This is a genomic window from Rhodococcus sp. NPDC056960 (assembly GCF_042674125.1).
Taxonomy (GTDB): Bacteria; Actinomycetota; Actinomycetes; order Mycobacteriales; family Mycobacteriaceae; genus Rhodococcus_F.
The window spans coordinates 334216-355260 of sequence record NZ_JBHURF010000004.1 but is presented as its reverse complement, the minus strand read 5'-3'; the positions used below and the strand labels follow the sequence as shown (position 1 = coordinate 355260).

Below are 21045 nucleotides of genomic sequence, written 5' to 3'. Positions count from 1 at the left end.
TTCCCGGTATGCAAGGTCTCGCTGTGGTCCTCTTCCCAGTGCTGCTGATGCTGTTTGCGCTGGCCATGGAGCGGGTGGAGTTCAGACTCCGCCGGCTCACGGTTCGTCAGCAAGAGGTGGAAGAGTTCCTGGACCAGGCAAGTCACGACGAAGTGGCCACCCTGGCCCACGAAGGATTCCCCCACGCATTGGCACGCTTCCATCGTCGACGCAAGGGTCGTGCGGACTTCGAAACCGATGACGCCGCGATCACCGAAGTGGGCTCGCGGCGCGCCAGCTGACCCCCGCGAAATACCCGCAACGACACACCGCAGGACGCATTCCCCGGTTAACTTTTGCGACTTCCGTGGTATCGGTCACTCAGACCGAGCCGTCTCAACGTAGACTTCAGAGCCGTACCTGTTGCACAGCGACACGCCGCGGATGACCGGGGCATCGTCGACATGCAGCAAATCGCGCACAATATGCATACAGACGAACAATATTCCCAAGGAGCGCACGTGGACGACGTCCTGGCAAGAGCCGGCATCTTCCAAGGAGTCGAGCCCTCAGCGGTAGCGGCGCTGACCAAGCAGCTGCAGCCTGTCGACTTCCCCCGCGGACATGTCATCTTCAACGAAGGTGAGCCCGGTGACCGCCTGTACATCATCGTGTCCGGCAAGGTGAAGATCGGTCGCCGCTCGCCGGACGGCCGGGAGAACCTGCTGACGATCATGGGCCCGTCCGACATGTTCGGCGAGCTGTCCATCTTCGACCCCGGACCGCGTACGTCCACCGCCACGACGGTCACCGAGGTCCGCGCGGTCAGCATGGACCGCGAAGCGCTCAAGGCGTGGATCGACCACCGCCCCGAGATCGCCGAACAGCTCCTGCGGGTGCTCGCGCGCCGTCTGCGCCGCACCAACAACAACCTGGCCGACCTGATCTTCACGGACGTTCCCGGTCGTGTCGCCAAGGCGCTGCTGCAGCTCGCGCAGCGGTTCGGCACCCAGGAGGCGGGTTCGCTGCGGGTCACGCACGACCTCACGCAGGAAGAGATCGCCCAGCTCGTCGGCGCGTCCCGCGAGACCGTCAACAAGGCGCTCGCCGATTTCGCTCACCGCGGATGGCTGCGCCTCGAAGGCAAGAGCGTGCTGATCTCCGACTCCGAGCGCCTGGCACGCCGCGCGCGGTAGTTCTCGCACCTGACGATTTCGGCCACCCCCTCACAGGGAGGGGGTGGCCGACGTCGTTCGGAAGCTAGTCGCGACAGCGCAGGTAGGCGAGTTGCACGGTCACGGATTTCTCGGCGACCGGCCACAACTTCGGATCGACGTCCGAGTAGACGTGCTCGACCACTTCCCGGACGGTCGGGGTGCCGCCGAGCGCGCCGAGCGCGGCCCGCACCTGGTCGAGCCGCTCCTCTCGATGATCGAGATACTGCTGCGCGATCGCGTTCAGGTCGGGAAGCTCGGGGCCGTGACCGGGCATGACCTGGCGGCCGGCGCCGAGATCCAGCAGTCGGCGCAGCGACGACAGGTAGTCGCCGAGGTCGCCGTCCGTGTCGTCGAGCACCGTGGTGCCGCGGCCGAGGATCGTGTCTCCGGTCAGGACGGTGCCCTCGCCCTCCACGGCGAAGGACACCGAGTCCTTCGTGTGCCCGGGTGTGGCGATCACCGTGAGGGTGAGCCCCGCGACGTCGATGGTCTCGCCGTCGGCGAGGACGGCGCCGCCGCCGCGGAGGAACTCGGGATCCACCGAACGCACGGGCGCGCCGGTGAGTTCGAAGAACCCCTGCACTCCGCCGGTGTGATCGAAGTGACGGTGCGTGATCAGCGTCAACGCGACCGGACCGAGTGCCGCGACGCGGGCGAGGTGCTCCTCGTCGGCGTCACCCGGGTCGACCACCACACACTCGTCCCGGCCCGGCGCACGCAGAATCCACGTGTTGGTGCCGTCGAGCGTCATCATGCCGGGATTGTTCTCGAGCATCACCGACACGGTCGGGGTGACCGCCCGCACCTGGGCGTACGCCGGATGGGCAAGCGTCATGACACTACGACTCCGGCCGCACTTCGGCGATCAGCTCCACCTCGACGGGGGCGCCGAGCGGCAACTCCGCGACACCCACGGCCGACCGTGCGTGGGCGCCGGCGTCCCCGAACACCTCACCGAGAAATTCGGATGCACCGTTCACGACGCCGGGCTGCCCGGTGAATCCCTCGGCGGAGGCGACGAATCCGACGACCTTGACGATCCGAACCACCGAGTCGATCCCGACGAGGGCGTCGACCGCTGCCAGGGCGTTGAGTGCGCACGCGCGGGCCGCTGCCTTGGCGTCCTCGTCCGACACGTTCGCGCCGAGTTTGCCTGCGATCGTCAGGGTGCCCTCGACGATCGGCAACTGCCCGGACGTGTACACGTAGTTGCCGGTGCGCACGGCGGGCACATACGCGGCCACCGGCGGGACGACGGACGGCAGCGTGATGCCGAGCTCGGCCAGGCGAGCGGACCAGTTCTGTGTCTCTGCCACGGCCATCAGCCCTTCGGACGCTTCAGGTACGCGACATGCTGCTCACCGGTGGGCCCGGGGAGAACCGTCACCAGTTCCCAGCCGTCGGTGCCCCACTGATCGAGGATCTGCTTGGTCGCATGTGTGAGCAGCGGAACGGTGGCGTACTCCCACGAAGTCAATTCACTCATGCCGGAGAGCCTATCCCCCGCACATCCCGCCTCCCAGACTTATAGGCTCGACCCGTGGTTGCATCCCCAGACCAGCTCACCCCCGCGTGGCCCGAGAAGGCTGCACGGGCCCGGCTGCACTTCGTCTCCGGCAAGGGCGGCACCGGAAAGTCCACGGTGGCCGCCGCGTTGGCGCTCGCCCTGGCCGAAGGCGGGCGTCGCGTCCTGCTGGTGGAGGTTGAGGGCAGGCAGGGAATCGCCCAGCTCTTCGACGTGCCCCCGCTCCCGCCGCAGGAGACGAAGGTCGCGGCCGCCGAGGGGGGTGGGGAGGTGATGGCGCTGGCCATCGACATCGAGACCGCCTTCCTCGAATACCTCGAGATGTTCTACAACCTCGGCTTCGCCGGCCGCGCGATGCGCAAGTTCGGTGCCATCGAGTTCGCCACCACCATCGCGCCCGGCCTCCGGGACGTGCTGCTGACCGGCAAGATCAAGGAATGCGTGGTGCGCAGCGACAAGTCCGGCAAGCGGGTGTACGACGCCGTCGTCGTCGATGCGCCGCCGACCGGGCGGATCGGCAACTTCCTCGACGTGACGAAGGCGATGGCCGACCTCGCGAAGGGTGGTCCGGTGCGCTCGCAGAGTGAGGGCGTGGTGCGTCTGCTGCATTCCGACGAGACCGTCGTCCACCTCGTGACCCTGCTCGAGGCGCTGCCGGTGCAGGAGACCACCGACGCCGCAGTGGAACTGGCCCACGCCGACCTGCGGCTCGGCACCATCGTCGTCAACCGCACCAGCCCGCAGTTCCTGCCCGCCGAGACGTTGGCCGACGCCGCGAAGGGCCGGATCGACGCCGAGGCCATCCGCGCCGGACTGCGCACGGGCGGGATCACCCTCGACGAGGACGATTTCGCGGGGTTGCTCACCGAGACGATCGAGCACGCGTCGGTCCTCGAGGCGCAGGAGGAGAGTGCGGGACAGCTCGCCGAAGTGGACGGGGCGCGACTGCATCTGCCGTCGCTCGCCGACGGCGTCGACCTGGGCGGGCTGTACGAGCTCGCGGAGTATCTGACGGAACAGGGTGTCCGATGACGCAGACAGCTGAACACGAGCGCCGCCGCACCGCCGCCGCACTGGATGTCGCGGGAATTCTGGAGAACCGGGCCACGCGGATCGTCGTGTGCTGCGGGGCCGGTGGCGTCGGCAAGACCACCACGGCCGCGTCGCTGGCGCTGCGCGCGGCGGAACAGGGTCGGAAGGTGGTCGTGCTGACCATCGACCCGGCGCGCCGACTCGCGCAGGCCCTCGGCGTCGCGGAACTCGACAACTCGCCGCAACCGGTGCAGCTGGGACCGGGCGCCACGGGCGAACTGCACGCCATGATGCTGAACATGCGCCGCACGTTCGACGAGATGGTGATCGAGCACTCCACCCCGGAGAAGGCGGAGCAGATTCTCGCGAACCCCTTCTACCAGACCGTCGCCACCTCGTTCTCGGGAACACAGGAGTACATGGCGATGGAGAAGCTGGGGCAGCTCGCCTCCAGCGACGAATGGGATCTGGTGATCGTCGACACGCCGCCGTCCCGCAACGCGCTGGACTTTCTCGACGCACCCCAGCGCCTGGGCGCCTTCCTCGACGGCCGCATGATCCGGTTGCTCACCGCCCCCGGCCGCGGCCTCACCCGGCTCGTCACCGGCGCGATGGGGCTCGCGCTGCGCGGCGTCTCCACGATCGTGGGAAGTCAGATGCTGTCGGACGCCTCGAGTTTCGTGCAGTCACTGGACTCGATGTTCGGCGGATTCCGCGAAAGGGCCACGCGCACTTACGAGTTGCTCCGACAGCCGGGAACCAAGTTCCTGGTGATCGCAGCGGCCGAACCGGATGCCCTGCGGGAGGCGGCGTTCTTCGTCGACCGGCTCGCGGGCGACGAGATGCCGCTCGCGGGCCTCGTCCTGAATCGGACGCACCCCACTCTCAGTTCCCTGTCTGCCGATCACGCGGTCACTGCCGCCGACAAACTCGGGGACCAAGACCCCCTCACCGCCGCCGTGCTGCGGATCCACGCCCATCGGGCGGTGATCGCCAAGCGTGAGGTCCAACTGCTGAGCCGCTTCACGGCCGCCCACCCTCGGGTGCCGATCGTCGGCGTGCCCTCCCTGCCGTTCGAGGTGTCGGACCTCGAGGCCTTGAGGGCGGTGGGCGACCAGCTCACCCGCACGAGCTGATCAGCTCGCTGCCGGAGAACCGGTCACCCGTTTGGTGCTTACCTACTGTCCTGCTGTGAGTCAGTGTCCGAACGTCAGACGGCGGACTGGTGCTGCCGCTGAGCCTCGAAGAAATCGGACCATGATTCCACCTCTGGGTGCTGCTTGAGCAACGCCCTGCGCTGACGTTCCGTCATGCCACCCCACACACCGAACTCGACCCGATTGTCGAGTGCATCGGCTCCGCACTGCATCAGTACCGGGCAATGCCGGCAAATGGTTGCGGCCTTGCGCTGTGCTGCGCCGCGTACAAAGAGTTGATCGGGATCGACTTCCCGGCAACGGGCCTGAGTGACCCAGGCGATTCGCGCTTCTGCTTGCTCGACGTCCAGACGGCTGGTTGGGGTGGTCATGTGCATTCGTTTCCCCTCTTCGAGTCTGCGCAGCCAGCGCTTATCACGCCGAGGCTGCACCACATAAGCGATGGGGTGTTATCTCCATCACACTGTTCCAACAATTTAGGTAAAGAAACCGCAACGCGCAAGACGAAGAACACGCTTTTTTGGTACGCCCGTCCATACCCCGTGCTCAGGGCATTTTCCTGGCCGAATTCTGCGCCCAACCAGCGCACCCTCAGACCCCACGTAGTCTGTAGATCGTGTCGATTGCAAAAACAGTGGGGAAGCTCGCAGGATCCTCCGCCCTGGCTGGTGTTCTCCTCGCCGGCGTGATGTTTCCGCTTGCCGGCGGGTTCGGTTACGCCTCCAACCGGGCGGCTGACACCGTCGACAACGTGTCCGCCGAACTCGTCGAAGGAACGGTTCCCGCGGTCTCGACGATGGTCGACTCGGCGGGCAATCCCATCGCGTGGCTGTACGACCAGCGGCGGTTCGAAGTCCCGAGCGACAAGATCTCGAACGAGATGAAGCTCGCCATCGTCTCCGTCGAGGACCGCCGATTCCCCGAGCACAAGGGCGTCGACTGGCAGGGCACCATGCGCGCCTTCCTGACCAACACCACGAGCGGTGAGGTCCAGCAGGGTGCGTCCACGCTCGACCAGCAGTATGTGAAGAACTACCAGCTGCTCGTCGTCGCCAAGACCGACGCCGAACGCCGCGCGGCGATCGAGACGACGCCCGCCCGCAAGATCCGCGAGATCCGGATGGCGCTGACGCTCGACAAGGAACTCACCAAGGACGAGATCCTCACCCGCTATCTGAACCTGGTTCCGTTCGGCAACGCCTCCTTCGGCATCCAGGACGCCGCCCAGACCTACTTCGGCATCGACGCGTCCGCACTGAACACCCAGCAGTCCGCGATGCTCGCGGGCATGGTGCAGTCGAGCTCTGCGCTGAACCCGTACACCAATCCCGAGGGTGTTCTCGAGCGCCGCAACGTGGTTCTCGACACGATGATCTCGAGCATCCCCGAGCGGGCGGCCGAGCTTCGGCAGCTCAAGGAGACACCCCTCGGCGTGCTGCCGGAGCCCAACCGCCTGCCCCGCGGGTGCATCGCCGCCGGCGATCGCGGGTTCTTCTGCGACTACGCCCTGCAGTACCTGGCCAACGCCGGCATCAGCCGCGAGCAGATCGACAAGGGCGGCTACCTGATCAAGACGACGCTCGACCCCGCGGTCCAGGCGTCCACCAAGGCGGCGCTCAGCGCGAAGGCGGACCCGAACCTCGACGGCATCGCGAACGTCATGAACGTGGTCCAGCCGGGCCAGGATTCGCACAAGATTCTCGCGATGGGCAGCAGCCGCACCTACGGCCTCGACGCGAACGCCAACGAGACCGTCCAGGCGCAGCCGTACTCGCTGGCCGGGCACGGCGCCGGGTCGATCTTCAAGATCTTCACCACGGCCGCGGCCATGGAGAAGGGGCTCGGCACCAACGCCATCCTGGACGTCCCCGGGCGGTTCGAGGCCAAAGGCATGGGTAGCGGTGGTGCGCGGGGCTGCCCGGCGTCCACGTACTGCGTCGAGAACGCGGGCAAGTACCCGCCCGCGTTGTCGGTGACGGACGCGCTCGCGCAGTCGCCGAACACCGCGTTCGTCAAGCTCATCCAGGCCACCGGCGTCACGCCCACCGTCGACATGGCGGTACGGCTGGGTCTGCGCTCGTACGCGGAGCCCGGCACGTCCGGATTCGACGACCGCAGCATGGCCGACTTCCAGAAGGATCAGAACCTGGGTTCGTTCACCCTCGGGCCCACCTGGGTCAACCCCCTGGAACTGTCGAATGTCGCCGCGACGCTCGCATCGCACGGCAAGTGGTGCCCGCCCACCCCCATCGACTCCGTCTTCGACCGGGAAGGCAAACCCGTCTCGGTCACGCAGCAGGCGTGCGAGCAGGTGGTCGAGCCCGGTCTCGCGGACACCCTCGCCAACGCCATGAGCAAGGACGACAAGGCCGGCGGCACGTCCGCCGGCGCGGCGGGCAGCGCGGGCTGGACGCTCCCGATGTCGGGCAAGACGGGTACCACCGAGGCCCACATGTCCTCGGGCTTCCTCGGATTCACCAACAACTTCGCCGCCGCCGTCTACGTGTTCGGCGACTCGCCGACGCCCGGCGAGATCTGCTCGGGTCCCCTGCGGCCCTGTGGTGACGGAAATCTCTACGGCGGTAACGAGCCGGCCCAGACGTGGTTCGCCGCGTTGAATCCGGTCGCCAACAACTTCGGACCGACGACGCTGCCGCCGCTCGATCAGAAGTACGTGCGCGGTTCGCAGAACGGCCAGGTTCCGGACGTCACCGGGCTGAGCCAGTCGGCCGCGACGTCCCGTCTGCAGGGAGCGGGGTTCACCGTGAACGCCGTCACCACCGAATCGCAGGCGACCAAGGGCACGGTCACTAGCGCTGCGCCGTCCGGTTCCGCCATTCCGGGGTCGACCATCACGATCTACGTCAGCGACGGATCGGTGAAGGCCGCTCCCCCGCAGGCACCGGCTCAGGGCATCCCCGTTCCGCCCATCCAGCTGCCCGGCCTGCCGCCGATCCAGCTGCCGCCCATACCTCGATAACCCCCACGTGAGTGGGAAAGCGTGCGGGGGCACACTTTCCCACTCACCTGCGGGTCAGAGGCGGGACTTCACCGCGTGCGAGAGCCGCGAACCGTCGGCCTTGCCGCCCGCGAGCGCGCCGGCGGCCTTCATGACCTGACCCATCTGACGCATCCCGGGACGCTCACCGATCTCCTCGGCCACCTGCGCGATGGCGGTGTCCACGACGTCGACGAGTTCCGCGTCGGTCAGCGGGGTCGGGAGGTATTCGTCGATGATCTGAGCCTCGGCGCGCTCCTGCGCGGCCAGCTCACCCCGACCGTTCTCGGTGTAGATCTCGGCGGACTCGCCGCGCTTCTTCGACTCCTTCGCGAGGACCTTGAGCACCTCGTCGTCGGTGAGTTCACGAGCTTCCTTGCCGGAGACCTCTTCGGTCTGCACGGCGGCCATCAGCATGCGGATGGTGGCGGTGCGCAGCGAATCCTTGGCCTTCATGGCGGCCGTCATGTCGGAGCGCAGTCTTGCTTTCAGTGAATCTGGCATGGGCGAAACGCTACGCGCCCCGATTCGGACACTGCACCTCGATTGCGCCCATCAGTATCCTGGAAGGGTGTCTGACGAGTTCCGTGCCAACCTGACCCGCGCCGCCCTGGGTACGGCGGGTGCCGCCGCCCTCGGCATCGGCTACGCCTCGCTCATCGAACGCAACGCGTTCGCGCTGCGTGAAGTCACGATGCCGGTGCTCGAACCCGGGTCGTCGACGCTGCGGGTGCTGCACATCAGCGACCTGCACATGATGCCCGGACAGCGGCTGAAGCAGAACTGGCTGCGCGAACTGGACAACCTCGACCCCGACCTCGTCGTGAACACCGGCGACAACCTGTCGCACCAGCGGGCGGTGCCCGCGGTGGTCCAGGCGATGGGGAATCTGCTCGCCCGGCCCGGGCTGTTCGTCTTCGGCAGCAACGACTACTTCGCGCCGAAGCCGAAGAACCCGCTCAAGTATTTCCGGAAGGAACACAAGCGTGTTCTCGGCGATCCGCTGCCGTGGGGCGATCTGCGGGCCGCGTTCACCGAGCGCGGCTGGTTCGACGTCACGCACGTCCGCCGCGACCTCGAGGTGTCGGGGGTTCGGATCGCGTCGGCCGGCGTGGACGATCCCCACCTCAAGCGCGACCGGTACGACACGATCGCCGGTCCGCCCAACCCGCTGGCCGATCTCCGCCTGGGCATCACCCACTCCCCCGAACCGAGGGTGCTCGACCGGTTCGCGGACGACGGATACGACCTGGTGCTGGCGGGTCACACGCACGGCGGTCAGTTGTGCCTGCCGTTCTACGGCGCGCTCGTCACCAACTGCGACATCGACCGCTCGCGGGTGAAGGGTCCGTCGAAGTGGGGTGCGCACACCCAACTGCACGTGTCCGCCGGAATCGGGACATCCCCGTGGGCGCCTGCCCGGTTCTGCTGCCGCCCCGAGGCGACGCTCCTGACACTGGTTCCGGCCCAGCGCGACGGCTCGGACACCGACGCCGCCCGCGGTCGCACGGAGTCGTCGGAGAGCACTGTTATACGCAACTGACCAGGGGATTTAATGGTGGCTGGCTACGTAATGTAAGCTAGCCGAGGTTCAACACGGGGTGTGGCGCAGCTTGGTAGCGCGCTTCGTTCGGGACGAAGAGGTCGTGGGTTCAAATCCCGCCACCCCGACAGTGTGAGACACCAGAAGAGGCCTCGACCGGTTCGCCGGTCGAGGCCTCTTCTGCATGGTGCGGCCTTGCCGTTGCAACGGACCCCGCACGCATCCGCCCGGCAGCTCAGGCTAGCCTCACCTCATGTCTTCGAGGCTCTACGTACGCGCCGGGCTGGTTGCCCTGGCCACCGTCTTTCTCGCCGCCTGCGGCACCACCGACACCGGTTCGTCCGCCGGCAACGCCGACGTCGCCACCGGCGGTCGGCTGTTCGCCACGGCCGACGCCCAGACCGCCAAGCTCGGCACCGACGCCGAACCCGGCATCTTCCCCCGGACCATCACCCATGCGCTGGGCGAGACCGTCATCGAGAAGAAGCCCGAACGGGTGATCGTCCTCGACGGCGGCGAACTGGACGACGTGCTCTCCCTGGGGATCACGCCCGTCGGACTGGCCAGCCCGGAAAGCGCCGCAGGACAGCCGTCCTACCTCGCCGACAAGCTGTCCGGAGTGCCGGACGTCGGGACCACCAACAACCTGAACCTCGAGGCGATCTCCGCGCTGCATCCCGACCTGATCCTGGGCAGCAAACTGCGCGCCGACAAGCTGTATCCGCAGCTGTCGTCCATCGCTCCGACCGTGTTCGGCATCCGCCCCGGTTTCCCGTGGAAGGAGAACTTCCTGCTCGTCGCGGACGCCCTCGGCGAGGAGGCCAAGGCGGAGGACGTGCTCAACGCCTACCAGTCCCGGGCCGACGAGGTCCGGAAGTCGATCACCGGTGCACCGACGATCTCGCTGGTGCGGTTCATGTCCGGCAAGATCCGCCTGTACGGCAACCTGTCGTTCATCGGCGTCATCCTGAACGACGTCGGGCTGCCGCGGCCGACCGTGCAGAACGTCGACGAACTCGCCGTCGAGGTGAGCCAGGAGACGATCGGGGAGGCCGACGCCGACCGGATCTTCTACTCCAGCTACGGCGCGCCCGACACCACCGACGAGTCGACCGTGGTCGGCGGCCCGCTGTGGAACCAGATGCAGGCGGTGAAGGACGGCAAGTCCGTGCACGTCAGTGACGAGACCTGGTTCCTCGCCCTCGGCCCCACCGGCGCGATGCTCGTCCTCGACGACCTCGAGAACATGCTCGCGGCCTGAGTCACCGCGTCGCAGAGTTACCGAGTCACCGAGTCGCCGAGTTACCTGGGCACGGGCATGAACGCGTCGTAGATTGCCTGCGGCGCACCGTCGATGGCCCAGATGACCATGAATCCGACGGCCACGGTGAGGGCGGGCCCGAGCACGACCTTCTCGAAGGGCCCGCCCGCCCGGATGGACAGGAACGACGGAAGCCGGAACTCCCACCACCGTTCCTTGCCGAGCGTGAGGAACGGGGCGAGGAAGGGGACGCCCTCCTTGGTGATGGCGTCCCCGAGACAGTGGGTGACACAGCCGAGCGCCACCGCGACACCGAGTCCGGTGGAGCCGGCCACGGTCGGATACGACTGCCACGTGAGGGCGGACAGCACGGCGGCGACCGCGGAAACTGCTAGCCAGCCTTTCTCTTTGGCCAGCTCCCCGGCCAGCCCGCGAAGGGCGAGCCCGAGGCAGACGAACAGCGTCGCGATGATGGCCGGCTTGCCGAACTGGACGACCAGCGCGGACACGCCCGCTCCGATCCCCGCCGCGAACAACGCGGTGTGGGTGAGCGTGCGGTGCCCGCCGCGCCGCTTGCCGTCGCGGCTGCCCTTGGTGACGGTGTAGAAACCCAGCGACACCGCGTCGACACCCTTCGCGACGACGCTGCTGACCGGACCGAACGAGCGCGACACGGTGGACTGGCTCGTGTCGAGGTCCGGGAGCAGCGCCGCGCCGGCGCACACCGCCGCGAACGTGAAGGTCTCGGCCGTCGAGGTGGGCCCGCCCCAGTCGAGGGGCAGAAGATCTGCCACCGCTAGACCGACGGCCGCACCGGACATTGCATGGGTAGGACCCATCACCATGGAAGACAGCACCTTTCGACCCCGACACGGGACACGGTCATCCGAGCCGGTGTCCTGACACCGCCCAACCTAGCAACAACATCCGACACATCCGTCACACCCCCGTGAGTACTTCTCAACCGCGGGCGGTTAACAAGTACTCACGGGTGCGAAGCGCATGGTGGATGATGGAACTGTGCGACTGCGTGCAGTCGGGCGAAGGGAGGAGGGTCGAAAATGGAAACTGTGGTCGTGTTCGTTCTCGCCTGTCTGATCTATTGGTGGGGCCTGCTCTGACGCCTGCCCCACCACCGGAGTCAGCCCTGGCTCTGCCCTTCCCGTACACCGATTTCCACTCGCTTACCGAGGTCGGGATCGACGTTCTTCCAGTATTCGAAGACGCGGAGCAGGACCGGCTCGCTGACACCGCCGAGTGCGTGACCGACGATGTTGCTCACGAGGCGGTCGCGTTCGTCGTCGTCGAGGACCTCACGGACGAGCGTGCCCGCCTGCGTGAAGTCGCCGTCCTCGGGGTGCTCGATGTAGCCGGCGCGCACCGACTCACCGTCGAACGCCCAGAGGCCCTCGTCGCCCGCGAGTGACGCGTCGGCGTGCGGGCCGCCGTAGGAGTTCGGCGCGTACACCGGGGTCTCGGGCGAGTTGGTGACATACCGCATCGCGCCGTCCTGCGAGTACGAGTTCACCTGGTTCTTCGGCGCGTTGACGGGCAGCTGCGCGTAGTTGGCGCCGATGCGGTACCGGTGTGCGTCTGCATACGAGAAGACGCGGCCCAGCAGCATCTTGTCGGGCGAGAAGCCGATGCCCGGAACGACATTCGACGGCTCGAACGACGCCTGCTCGATCTGGGCGAAGAAGTTGTCGGGGTTGCGGTTGAGGGTCCACTTGCCGACCTCGATCAGCGGGTAGTCCTTCTGTGACCACACCTTCGTCAGGTCGAACGGGTTGAACCGGTAGCCCTCGGCCTCGTCGACGGGCATGATCTGGACCTTCAGCGTCCAGCTGGGGAACTCACCGCGGGCGATCGTGTCGTACAGGTCGGCGCGGTGATGGTCGGGGTCGTTGCCCGCGAGGGTGTCGGCCTCGCCCTGGGTGAGGAACTCGATGCCCTGGTCGGTCTTGAAGTGGTACTTCACCCAGAAACGTTCGCCTTCGGCGTTGACCCACTGGTACGTGTGGGAGCCGAATCCGTCCATGTGCCGCCAGGTCTTCGGGATTCCGCGGTCACCCATCAGCCAGGTCACCTGGTGCGCGGACTCGGGCCGCAGCGTCCAGAAGTCCCACTGCATGTTGTGGTCGCGCAGACCGGAACCGGGCAGCCGCTTCTGCGAGTGGATGAAGTCGGGGAACTTGATCGGGTCCTTGATGAAGAAGACCGGTGTGTTGTTGCCGACGAGGTCGTAGTTGCCGTCCTCGGTGTAGAACTTCACGGCGAATCCGCGCGGGTCGCGCCAGGTGTCGGGGCTGCCCTGCTCGCCGGCGACGGTGGAGAAGCGCACCAGCGACTCGGTCTTCGCGCCGGGCTGGAACAGCTTGGCCTTGGTGTAGCGGCTCACGTCGTGGGTCACCACCAGTTCGCCGAATGCGCCGCCGCCCTTGGCGTGGACGACGCGCTCCGGGACGCGCTCGCGGTTGAACTGCGCGAGCTTCTCGACGAGGTAGTGGTCGTGCAGGAGGATGGGACCCTGAGGTCCGGCGGTGAGCGATTCGTTGTCGCTGGCGACGGGAATTCCGGCGTTGGTGGTGGTCGCGCGCTGTGTTTCAGGCATGGCAAAGCCTCCAGGTTGCATCGGATGAGGGTGTATCAGTGGGGACGGACGGGTCAGGTCAGGGCTGCTGCCGACCCGGTTCCGCTCTGACACTGCGAGCAGAGCCCCCAGAAGACGACCTCGGCCTCGTCGATCTCGAAACCGTGGGCCTGCGAGGGGTCGAGGCACGGTGCCTCGCCGACTGCGCAGTCCACGTCCACAACGGTCCCGCAGCTGCGGCACACGAGGTGGTGGTGGTTGTCTCCGGTACGGGTTTCGAACCGTGCGGGCGAACCCGCGGGCTCGATTCGGCGGAGCAGGCCGGCGGCGGTGCACGCCTTGAGGACGTCGTACACCGCCTGGGTGGAGACCGAACCCAGCTCGCCGCGAACTACGGCCGCGATGTCGTCGACGTCGGAATGCGGCTGTACGGCAACCGCATTCAGCACTGCAACTCGCGGGGCAGTGACACGCAGGCCCGCGGCGCGCAGTTGCGCTCGGGGATCCGTGTCGTGTCGCATGTGTTCCAGTATTGCCCTTATTTGGAATTAGTCAAGAAAAGGATCCGCCTTGACGTGTCGGAAAGTTCCGACATATTGTCAGGGTCGTGCCCGACGACGACGTCTTCCTCGCCCTCGCGAACCCCGTGCGGCGTCGTCTGCTGGAAATTCTGGCCGACGGACCCCGGACGGCAGGCGACCTCGCGGGCCGGTTCGACCTCAGCCGTCCCGCCGTCGCCGAACACCTCCAGGTGCTCCGCAAGGCGGGGCTCGTCCGCGACGAACCCTCCGGACGGCAACGGCACTACCACCTGACCGCACAGCCACTCGCCGACGTGGGCGACTGGCTGCATCCGTTCGAGCGGTTCTGGCACGGCCGCTTGCGCACACTCGCCGACATCCTCGAGGAGGACTCGTGACCGACCGCACCACCACCGTGATCTCCGTCGACCAGTTCATCGCCACAACGCCCGCGGCGGTATGGCGGGCCCTGACCGAGCCGGAACTGCTGGCCCGATGGTGGGCCGCAGGCGACATCGCCGCGACGGTCGGGCATCGGTTCCACCTGGACATGCCCGGCTGGGGTTCCGTGCCCTGCGAGGTGATCGAGGTCGAAGTCGAACGGCGCTTCGTCTACACGTTCACCGAGAACTGGACGCTGACCTGGACCGTCACACCCGAGGGCACCGGCACCCGCCTATTCCTCGAACATTCCGGCTTCGACCTCGACGACAAGCGCAGTCGCGACGCGTTCGAGCGGATGGGTCCGGGCTGGCGCGACACGGTGCTGCCGCGCCTCGCCGGCGTCGCCGCGGACATCGGGTAGCGCGCCGAGACGTCAGCGCCTACGCGCGGGGCCGGTGGTCATCCGGCCGTCCGTGATCACGATGCCGTGGTGGTTGCCGGGCCTCAGCCATGCGGCCAGGGTCGGACCCTCGGCTCGCACGTCGACGCGGGCGTACCGGAAATGTCCGCGCAGCCGCGCCGACGCCGTCACGAGCCCGTGTCCGTTCTCGGCCGGTTGCGCGAATCCGAGCGCCCCGGCGATCGGTAGCCGCGGCCCGCGCGGCCGAGTACTCGTCGTGACGCGCCACGACTCGGCCGACGCCGCGAAGGCGCCGTGCACGTCGCCGCCGAATTCAGCCAGGACCTTCGGCAGACCCCAGTGGACCCGTCCGCCGTGCACAGACGGGTCCGAATCGACCGCGATGAACGGCACCGCCATGCGCGGGAGATAGCCGGTGCGGCGACCCGGCGCCCGCAGTACCGGGCTCGCGAGGATCTCGCGGTAGGGACCGACGGGTGAGTCCAGGTAGTCGACCACCATCACCAGGGTCAGCGGCACGGTCGCGCCGCCGGGCCCGAGCACCCGAGCGGTGTCGGTGCTGCGGTGCCACCAGAGCGTCGCGCGCACCCCCGCCGGCCACGGGGGCGGTGAGCTCGCGGGCCAGTCCGCCCGGTCGGTGTGCGATTCAGGCACGCTCCACATCGACTGTCTCCCTTCGGGTGATCACGGTCAGCGGGAGCCGCAGTGCGCCCGGGGCGTCATCGGGGACCACCGGATTCCGCGGCGGAGTCGGTTCGATACGTACGTATGGCTTGCCTGGCGCTGGTCGAGGGTCGGGCTCTTCCTTGTTGGGCCACAGCGCGAATGCACGCTCGGCCTGGGCGGTGATGGTGAGCGACGGATTGACGCCCAGGTTGGCGCTCACCACCGACCCGTCGGCCACGTGCAAGCCGTCGTGTCCGTACGCCCGCAGGTAGGGGTCGACGACACCCGTGTCCGGTGAGTCCCCGATGACGCAGCCCCCGAGGAAATGCGCGGTCATCGGAATGTTCACGACGTCGGCGAACGACCCGCCTGGGTCTCCCCCGATCCGGTGGGCCACCTTGCGGATAGCCTTGTGCCCCTGCGGAATCCATTCGGGCGGTGGATCTCCGGGTCCGGGCCGGCTGGTGACCGCGCGACCGAGGCGGCCCTTCCCCTTCGCGAGTTCGAGCGAATTGTCGTCGGTCTGCATCACGAGCGCGATCACGGTGCGCTCCGACCAGTGCCGCACCGACAGGCTGCGCAGGAACGCCCCGGGACGACGCATCGCGACGCCGACCGTTTTCAGCAGCCGCGGTGTTCTGCCGCCGCCGTCGCTGAGGACGGTCTGCAGCAGCCCGATCGCGTTGCTGCCCTTGCCGTACCGCACGGGTTCGATGTGGGTGTGGTCGTCGGGGTGGAACGAGGACGTGATGGCCACACCCTGGGTGAAGTCGGTGGCACGGTTCTTCGCGGTGGCGGCGAGGACGGCCTCCGAATTGGTGCGCACCACCGACCCCAGCCGCGGTGACAACCGCGGCAGCGCGCCGGATTCCTTCATCGCCAGCAACAGCCGCGCGGTGCCGTACGTGCCGGCCGCGACCACCACCTGGTCGGCGGTGAACGTGCGCTCCCGCTTGCGAATCCCGTCGGTGCGGCGGGTCCGCAGCGTGTAACCGCCGCCCGGCCGGGGCCGCAGTTCCGTCACCGTCGTCAGCGGATGCACCCGTGCGCCGGCCTTCTCGGCGAGGTGGAGGTAGTTCTTGACGAGCGTGTTCTTCGCGCCGATCCGGCACCCGGTCATGCAGCTCCCGCATTCGGTGCATCCCGTGCGGTCGGGCCCCGCTCCTCCGAAGAACGGGTCGGCGACCGTCGCACCCGGCTCGCCGAAGAACACGCCGACCGGTGTGGACGTGAACGTCGCGCCGGCGCCCATCTCCTCGGCCACCTCGCGCATGACGGCGTCGGCGGGGGTGAACGACGGATTGGCCGTCACACCCAGCATCCGCTTCGCCTGCTCGTAGTACGGGACCAGCTCGGACTGCCAGTCGGTGATGTGCGCCCACTGCCTGTCCTCGAAGAAGCGGCGCGGCGGCTGGTACAGCGTGTTCGCGTAGTTCAACGATCCGCCTCCGACCCCGGCCCCGGCCATGACCAGGACGTCGGGCAGGAGGTGAATCCGTTGCACGCCATAGCAGCCCAGCCGGGGCGCCCAGAGGTAGCGACGCAACCGCCAGCTCGTCTCGGGCAGTTCGTCGTCCTCGAAGCGCCTGCCCGCCTCGAGGACGCCGACCCGGTACCCCTTCTCCGTGAGTCTCAGTGCCGCGACGCTGCCGCCGAACCCGGAGCCGACCACGACCACGTCGTAATGCGTCATGCGACGGTCTCCCGCGCGGCCCCGCGTCGTGACACGTAGTTCTCCTGGTCGAAACGCTGCAGTTGCGAGCGGAATTTCCAGGTGAAGGTCGGCCACTGCACCGAGTTCCGGCCCTCCGAGTCGTAGTACCAGCTCGAGCAGCCGCCCTTGTTCCAAACGGTGGTCTGCAGGTCGGACTGGATGCGGGTGTTGTACCGGCGCTGCGCCTCCTCGGTGACCTCGAAAGCGGCGATCCCGCTGCGACGCATCGCCTCCAGCGCGTCGGCGACGTACGCGGACTGCGACTCGAGCATGTAGACGATGGAGCTGTGACCGAGATTGGTGTTGGGGCCGTACATCAGGAACAGGTTGGGGAACCCGGCGACGGTGGTCCCCTTGTACGCGCTCGGGCTGCCGCCCCAGTGCTCGGCGAGGGTGCGGCCGTCGACGCCACGCAACGCGTGCGCCACAGGCGGTTCCGTCGGGGTGAAGCCGGTCGCGAACACGATGGTGTCGACCTTGTGCTCCCGTCCGGTCGCGTCGACGACGCCGTCCTGCGTGACCCCGGCGAGTCCCGCGTCGACCAGCGTGACGTCGGGGCGGTCGAGGGTCCGGAGCCAGTCGTTCGACAGCAGCATCCGCTTGCAGCCGATCGTGAAATTCGGGGTGAGCTTCCTGCGGAGTTCTGGATCACGCACCTGACGTCGCAGATGAACCCGGGCCACCACCTCGAAGACGGGCAGCAACCCGGTGGCATGCGCGAGCACCCCACCCAGAGCCTCCCGGAAGCTGTACACGGATGCCCGGACAGCCTTCTGCACCAACGGAAGTCGACGGTACAGTTTCTTCTCGGCCAGCGACAGCTCGCGGTCGAGGCGCGGGATCACCCAGGCAGGCGTGCGCTGGAACACGGTCACGTGCTCGGCCACGGGGGCGATCTCCGGGACGAATTGCACGGCCGACGCGCCGGTGCCGATGACGGCGACCCGCTCCCCCGCGAGGTCGTGGTCGTGGTTCCACGTGGCCGAGTGGAACGTGGTGCCGCCGAACGTCTCGAGCCCCGGCATGTCCGGCACGCTGGGCGTCGAGAGCGCGCCGGTCGCGGCAACCACGACGTTCGCCGTCACCGTTCCACGACCGGTCCGGACGGTCCAGAGGGCCTCGGCGTCGTCCCAGTGCGCTTCCTGCAGTTCACAGTCGGTCACCACGCGAGTTCCGACGCCGGTGTCGACGGCCACCTTCTTCAGATAGCGCTGGATCTCGGGCTGGCGGGCGAACGTGTGACTCCAGTCGGCGCTGGGCGCGAACGAGAACGAGTACAACGACGTCGGGACGTCGCAGGCACAACCCGGGTAGGTGTTGTCGCGCCACGTCCCCCCGACATCCTGCCCGCGCTCGATGATCAGGACGTCGGCGTCCGGCTGCGTCTGCAGAATGCGTGCCGCCAGCCCCATGCCGGCGAAACCCGCCCCGACGATCAGGGTGTGTACATGCTGTGGAAGATTCACGACTTCTCCATCTTCGATTCCCACACGGGCAGCAGCCGCGCGCGGAGTGACTGCTCGGCCTCGGCGGTGCGGAACAGCGCCGACACCGCGAGACCGCGAACCAATTCGATGCTGAGCTCGATGGCGTCGGCGTCGAAGCGATCGCCGAACACCTCCGCCGACCCGTGGCGCAGCGCCTCGTTGACCTTCCGCTCGAGCGGAACCGTCGCCTCGTACAGCGCCGGATCGGTCCGGGCGGCCACCCACAACTCGAGCGCGGCGTAGAACAGCGGACCGGAGAAGGCGTCCGCGAGTACCTCGACGCCCCGGCCGGCGTCCACCTCGGCGGCGAGGATCTCCTCCATCCGCTTGTCCACGAGATGCTCGACCGCGGCCACGACCAGTGACTCCTTGGTTGGGAAGTGGTGCAGCTGGGCGCCGCGCGAGACCCCCGCCCGCCGGGCGATGCCCTGCGTGGTGGTGCGGGCATATCCGAACTCCACCAGGGAGTCGACGGCCGCGTCGAGCAGTTTCGTGCGCATCGCCGCAGTCCGCTCGGCCTGCGTGCGGGTCGGTTTGACTACTGCTGTGTCAGGTGTCACACCCAGCACTGTAGGCGGAAAAAAGAAAACAGTCCAGACTGACTTTAAGTTGCCGTGAGTACTTCTTAACGTCGGGCGGTTAACAAGTACTCACGGGCCTCAGGGCACGAGGCGGTACCGCAGCATCATGTCGTGGTCCTCGTGGTCGAGCATGTGGCAGTGCCACACGTACCCCTGCAGGGGATGCGAACCCGACCCGTGGTCGTGCCCACTCATGCCCCCGGACATCCCGAACGTCGCGTCGGGGTCGAAGCCGAGCTCATCCGCGGTCGGGAACCGGACGATGATCCGGGTGATCGAGTTCGCATCCGCGATCACGGTGTCCTTGAACCCCGACTCCCACACCTGCGGCGCCAGGTTCGGCCCGACGGCGAACGGATCCGCCGACGGTGTCCACCGCATCCCGATCGCGGGGACGGGGACGGCTTGCATCAGCGCGTTCGTGTCGATCGCCTGCCGTCCGATCACCCGGAACGTCACCAGGTGCAGGTGAATCGGGTGTGGTTCGGGCGTGACGTTGACGATGTTCCACTGCTCGACGGTGCCCTGCCGGGGCATCTCGATGTCGTCGGTGGTGTAGCGGAGGTTGTTCAGCGACATCAGCGGGGACGGCTGGCCGGGTCCGTCCGCGAGCTGCATCACCGACACATTCCGCACGACCGACGGTTGCGCGGGCGGCGCGAGGACGGCGGGACCGCGGCTTCCGCCCCGCAGAGTCTCCGGCACACCGCCGGTGAACCCGGCGGCGGTCCCCACCCGGAACCGGCAGAACCGCGGCATGATCTGCACGCCGCGTTGCGCGACCTGCGCCGGAATCGGTTCGTCGTTGCGCAGCTCCACCGTCGTGCCGGGTGCGAGCGCCCCGAAGTCGACGAGGAGGTCCACCCGTTCACCGGGGCCGAGCCGGACGTGGTCGGTGGCGACCGGCGCGTCGAGCAGCCCGCCCTCGGCGCCGATCACCCAGAACCTCATCCGGTTCTCGAAGAACAGATTCCACACACTGAACGACGCCGCGTTGACCATCCGCAGGCGGTACAGTCCCCGCGCCACGGACATTTCCGGCCACACCTTGCCGTTCACGACGCCGACGTCGCCGGGAGTGGCGGCCTCCCAGCTGCCCTGCGGATTCAGCGGGTTGGAGCGGACGCTCTGCCGTCCGTCGTCGGTGAAGTTCTTGTCCTGCAGCACCAGCGGGAGCTCGAACTCACCCGAGGGCAGGCCGAGCGGGTTACCGGCCCGACCGGTGTCGTACTCGTCGCGCAGGAGGTACAGGCCGGCCAGCCCGGCGTAGATGTTGAGCCGGGTGACGCCCATCGCGTGGTCGTGATACCAGAGCGCGCAGGCGTCCTGCCGGTTCGGGAATTCGTGCACCATCTGCTGTCCCGGCCGCATGATGTCCTCGGGATGCCCGTCGAACTCGGGGGGCGTGCGACCGCCGTGCAGGTGCAGCGACGTCGGCACCTGGGTGCGGTCCTGGTCGGTGACGCCGTGGATCCTCGTGTCGACGTCGGCGGCCAGGGGGTTGCTCGTGATGTCGTTGCGGTAGGTGAGCGTCGTCCGCTGTCCGACGTGCGCTTCGATCGTCGGACCCAGGTAGTCCATGCCGCCGTATCCGAGGGCCGGGGAGGCAGGCAGGTCGGGGTGGAACACGTGCGTCGTGCTGTTCGCGTGCACCTCGACGGCGCTCCCGCCCAGCATCGGCAGCACCGGCAACTGTTCCCGGAACGGCTGCAGCGGCGGCGACGAGAACACGAGCGGCCGCAACGGATCGATCCCGAACGGGTAGGCGCTCGCCGACCCCACCCCGACGGCGCCGAGACCGGCCGTCAGCGCGAGCCCACGAACGAACGACCTACGCGGAATTCGTCCATCCATCCGGCGGAGCCCCCTGCACGATGCGGCCAACGTTGCGACTCGAGTAGCCGACGGTACCCCAACCGCCGCCGCTCGCACCGGGTTTACGGGGGCGTCCCGCCCCACTGCGGCCGCC

At 67.8% G+C, this 21045-nt stretch carries 22 protein-coding genes and 1 tRNA gene; 10 read left to right on the top strand and 13 right to left on the bottom strand.

Going from position 1 to position 21045, the window contains the following annotated elements; genetic code table 11:
- The first annotated feature begins 8 nt into the window (after window positions 1-8).
- Window positions 9-281 (top strand): hypothetical protein, encoded by a 273-nt coding sequence (locus ACFTWF_RS08900; RefSeq protein WP_185727179.1) that lies wholly within the window; start codon window positions 9-11, stop codon window positions 279-281.
- Window positions 282-500: 219 nt separating this feature from the next.
- Window positions 501-1175, top strand: coding sequence for a Crp/Fnr family transcriptional regulator (locus ACFTWF_RS08895; RefSeq protein WP_005256089.1), 675 nt, complete (start codon window positions 501-503; stop codon window positions 1173-1175).
- A gap of 64 nt (window positions 1176-1239) precedes the next feature.
- Here ACFTWF_RS08895 and ACFTWF_RS08890 read toward each other — a convergent pair whose 3' ends face one another.
- From ACFTWF_RS08890 to ACFTWF_RS08880, 3 genes are read right to left on the bottom strand one after another with little or no spacing between them, the layout of a single operon-like run.
- The gene (locus ACFTWF_RS08890; RefSeq protein ID WP_378460863.1) at window positions 1240-2031 is read right to left on the bottom strand and encodes an MBL fold metallo-hydrolase; all 792 of its coding nucleotides are present in this window, start codon (window positions 2029-2031) and stop codon (window positions 1240-1242) included.
- 4 nt (window positions 2032-2035) lie between these two features.
- Window positions 2036-2512 (bottom strand): RidA family protein, encoded by a 477-nt coding sequence (locus tag ACFTWF_RS08885; protein WP_378460862.1) that lies wholly within the window; start codon window positions 2510-2512, stop codon window positions 2036-2038.
- A gap of 5 nt (window positions 2513-2517) precedes the next feature.
- A complete protein-coding gene (locus ACFTWF_RS08880; protein ID WP_005248493.1) occupies window positions 2518-2682 on the bottom strand; it encodes a DUF4177 domain-containing protein in 165 nt (54 codons plus the stop codon).
- 54 nt (window positions 2683-2736) lie between these two features.
- Between ACFTWF_RS08880 and ACFTWF_RS08875 the strand changes: the two genes are divergently transcribed.
- Together ACFTWF_RS08875 and ACFTWF_RS08870 are read left to right on the top strand one after the other, a co-directional pair.
- Entirely contained in the window at window positions 2737-3753 is a 1017-nt protein-coding gene (locus ACFTWF_RS08875; RefSeq protein ID WP_378460861.1) for an ArsA-related P-loop ATPase, read from the top strand.
- Entirely contained in the window at window positions 3750-4889 is a 1140-nt protein-coding gene (locus tag ACFTWF_RS08870; RefSeq protein WP_378460860.1) for an ArsA family ATPase, read from the top strand. Before ACFTWF_RS08875 ends, ACFTWF_RS08870 begins: the two co-directional genes overlap by 4 nt.
- Before the next feature lie 74 nt (window positions 4890-4963).
- Here the strand turns inward: ACFTWF_RS08870 and ACFTWF_RS08865 are convergent, their stop codons facing one another.
- Window positions 4964-5287, bottom strand: a complete 324-nt coding sequence (locus tag ACFTWF_RS08865) for a WhiB family transcriptional regulator (RefSeq protein ID WP_005248496.1) — start codon at window positions 5285-5287, stop codon at window positions 4964-4966.
- Between the two features lie 257 nt (window positions 5288-5544).
- On the opposite strand from ACFTWF_RS08865, the gene ACFTWF_RS08860 reads away from it, so the two are divergent.
- A complete protein-coding gene (locus ACFTWF_RS08860; RefSeq protein WP_378460859.1) occupies window positions 5545-7890 on the top strand; it encodes a penicillin-binding protein in 2346 nt (781 codons plus the stop codon).
- Between the two features lie 54 nt (window positions 7891-7944).
- On the opposite strand, the gene ACFTWF_RS08855 is transcribed toward ACFTWF_RS08860, so the two are convergent.
- Window positions 7945-8412, bottom strand: coding sequence for a GatB/YqeY domain-containing protein (locus ACFTWF_RS08855; RefSeq protein WP_005248498.1), 468 nt, complete (start codon window positions 8410-8412; stop codon window positions 7945-7947).
- A 67-nt stretch (window positions 8413-8479) separates the two neighbouring features.
- Here ACFTWF_RS08855 and ACFTWF_RS08850 point away from each other — a divergent pair, with 67 nt between their 5' ends.
- The 3 genes from ACFTWF_RS08850 to ACFTWF_RS08840 all read left to right on the top strand — a co-directional run bounded on the left by ACFTWF_RS08850 (window position 8480) and on the right by ACFTWF_RS08840 (window position 10712).
- Complete coding sequence (locus tag ACFTWF_RS08850; protein ID WP_378460858.1) at window positions 8480-9451, top strand: metallophosphoesterase; 972 nt, start codon at window positions 8480-8482, stop codon at window positions 9449-9451.
- 54 nt (window positions 9452-9505) lie between these two features.
- A tRNA-Pro gene (locus ACFTWF_RS08845) sits at window positions 9506-9579 on the top strand.
- 125 nt (window positions 9580-9704) lie between these two features.
- Window positions 9705-10712: an ABC transporter substrate-binding protein gene (locus ACFTWF_RS08840; protein ID WP_378460857.1), complete on the top strand. Its 1008-nt coding sequence runs from the start codon at window positions 9705-9707 to the stop codon at window positions 10710-10712.
- A gap of 41 nt (window positions 10713-10753) precedes the next feature.
- Here the strand turns inward: ACFTWF_RS08840 and ACFTWF_RS08835 are convergent, their stop codons facing one another.
- From ACFTWF_RS08835 to ACFTWF_RS08825, 3 genes are all read right to left on the bottom strand, one after another.
- On the bottom strand, window positions 10754-11557 hold the full coding sequence (locus ACFTWF_RS08835) for a metal-dependent hydrolase (RefSeq protein ID WP_378460856.1): 804 nt from the start codon (window positions 11555-11557) through the stop codon (window positions 10754-10756).
- A gap of 296 nt (window positions 11558-11853) precedes the next feature.
- Entirely contained in the window at window positions 11854-13323 is a 1470-nt protein-coding gene (locus tag ACFTWF_RS08830; RefSeq protein ID WP_378460855.1) for a catalase, read from the bottom strand.
- 53 nt (window positions 13324-13376) lie between these two features.
- Window positions 13377-13823, bottom strand: coding sequence for a Fur family transcriptional regulator (locus ACFTWF_RS08825; protein ID WP_378460854.1), 447 nt, complete (start codon window positions 13821-13823; stop codon window positions 13377-13379).
- Window positions 13824-13897: 74 nt separating this feature from the next.
- On the opposite strand from ACFTWF_RS08825, the gene ACFTWF_RS08820 reads away from it, so the two are divergent.
- Together ACFTWF_RS08820 and ACFTWF_RS08815 are read left to right on the top strand one after the other, a co-directional pair.
- Window positions 13898-14221 (top strand): ArsR/SmtB family transcription factor, encoded by a 324-nt coding sequence (locus ACFTWF_RS08820; protein WP_378460908.1) that lies wholly within the window; start codon window positions 13898-13900, stop codon window positions 14219-14221.
- Complete coding sequence (locus tag ACFTWF_RS08815) at window positions 14218-14628, top strand: SRPBCC domain-containing protein (protein ID WP_378460853.1); 411 nt, start codon at window positions 14218-14220, stop codon at window positions 14626-14628. The genes ACFTWF_RS08820 and ACFTWF_RS08815 overlap by 4 nt, the downstream gene beginning before the upstream one ends.
- Window positions 14629-14640: 12 nt before the next feature.
- Here the strand turns inward: ACFTWF_RS08815 and ACFTWF_RS08810 are convergent, their stop codons facing one another.
- From ACFTWF_RS08810 to ACFTWF_RS08790, 5 genes are all read right to left on the bottom strand, one after another.
- Window positions 14641-15291 carry an acetoacetate decarboxylase family protein gene (locus tag ACFTWF_RS08810; protein WP_378460852.1) on the bottom strand — a complete coding sequence of 217 codons (651 nt, stop codon included), beginning with the start codon at window positions 15289-15291 and terminating at the stop codon, window positions 14641-14643.
- Window positions 15275-16987 (bottom strand): FAD-dependent oxidoreductase, encoded by a 1713-nt coding sequence (locus ACFTWF_RS08805; protein WP_378460851.1) that lies wholly within the window; start codon window positions 16985-16987, stop codon window positions 15275-15277. Before ACFTWF_RS08805 ends, ACFTWF_RS08810 begins: the two co-directional genes overlap by 17 nt.
- Window positions 16984-18474 (bottom strand): flavin-containing monooxygenase, encoded by a 1491-nt coding sequence (locus ACFTWF_RS08800; RefSeq protein ID WP_378460850.1) that lies wholly within the window; start codon window positions 18472-18474, stop codon window positions 16984-16986. Before ACFTWF_RS08800 ends, ACFTWF_RS08805 begins: the two co-directional genes overlap by 4 nt.
- Window positions 18471-19064 (bottom strand): TetR/AcrR family transcriptional regulator, encoded by a 594-nt coding sequence (locus ACFTWF_RS08795; protein WP_378460849.1) that lies wholly within the window; start codon window positions 19062-19064, stop codon window positions 18471-18473. Before ACFTWF_RS08795 ends, ACFTWF_RS08800 begins: the two co-directional genes overlap by 4 nt.
- A gap of 90 nt (window positions 19065-19154) precedes the next feature.
- Window positions 19155-20930: a multicopper oxidase family protein gene (locus tag ACFTWF_RS08790; RefSeq protein WP_378460848.1), complete on the bottom strand. Its 1776-nt coding sequence runs from the start codon at window positions 20928-20930 to the stop codon at window positions 19155-19157.
- Window positions 20931-21045 lie beyond the last annotated feature (115 nt).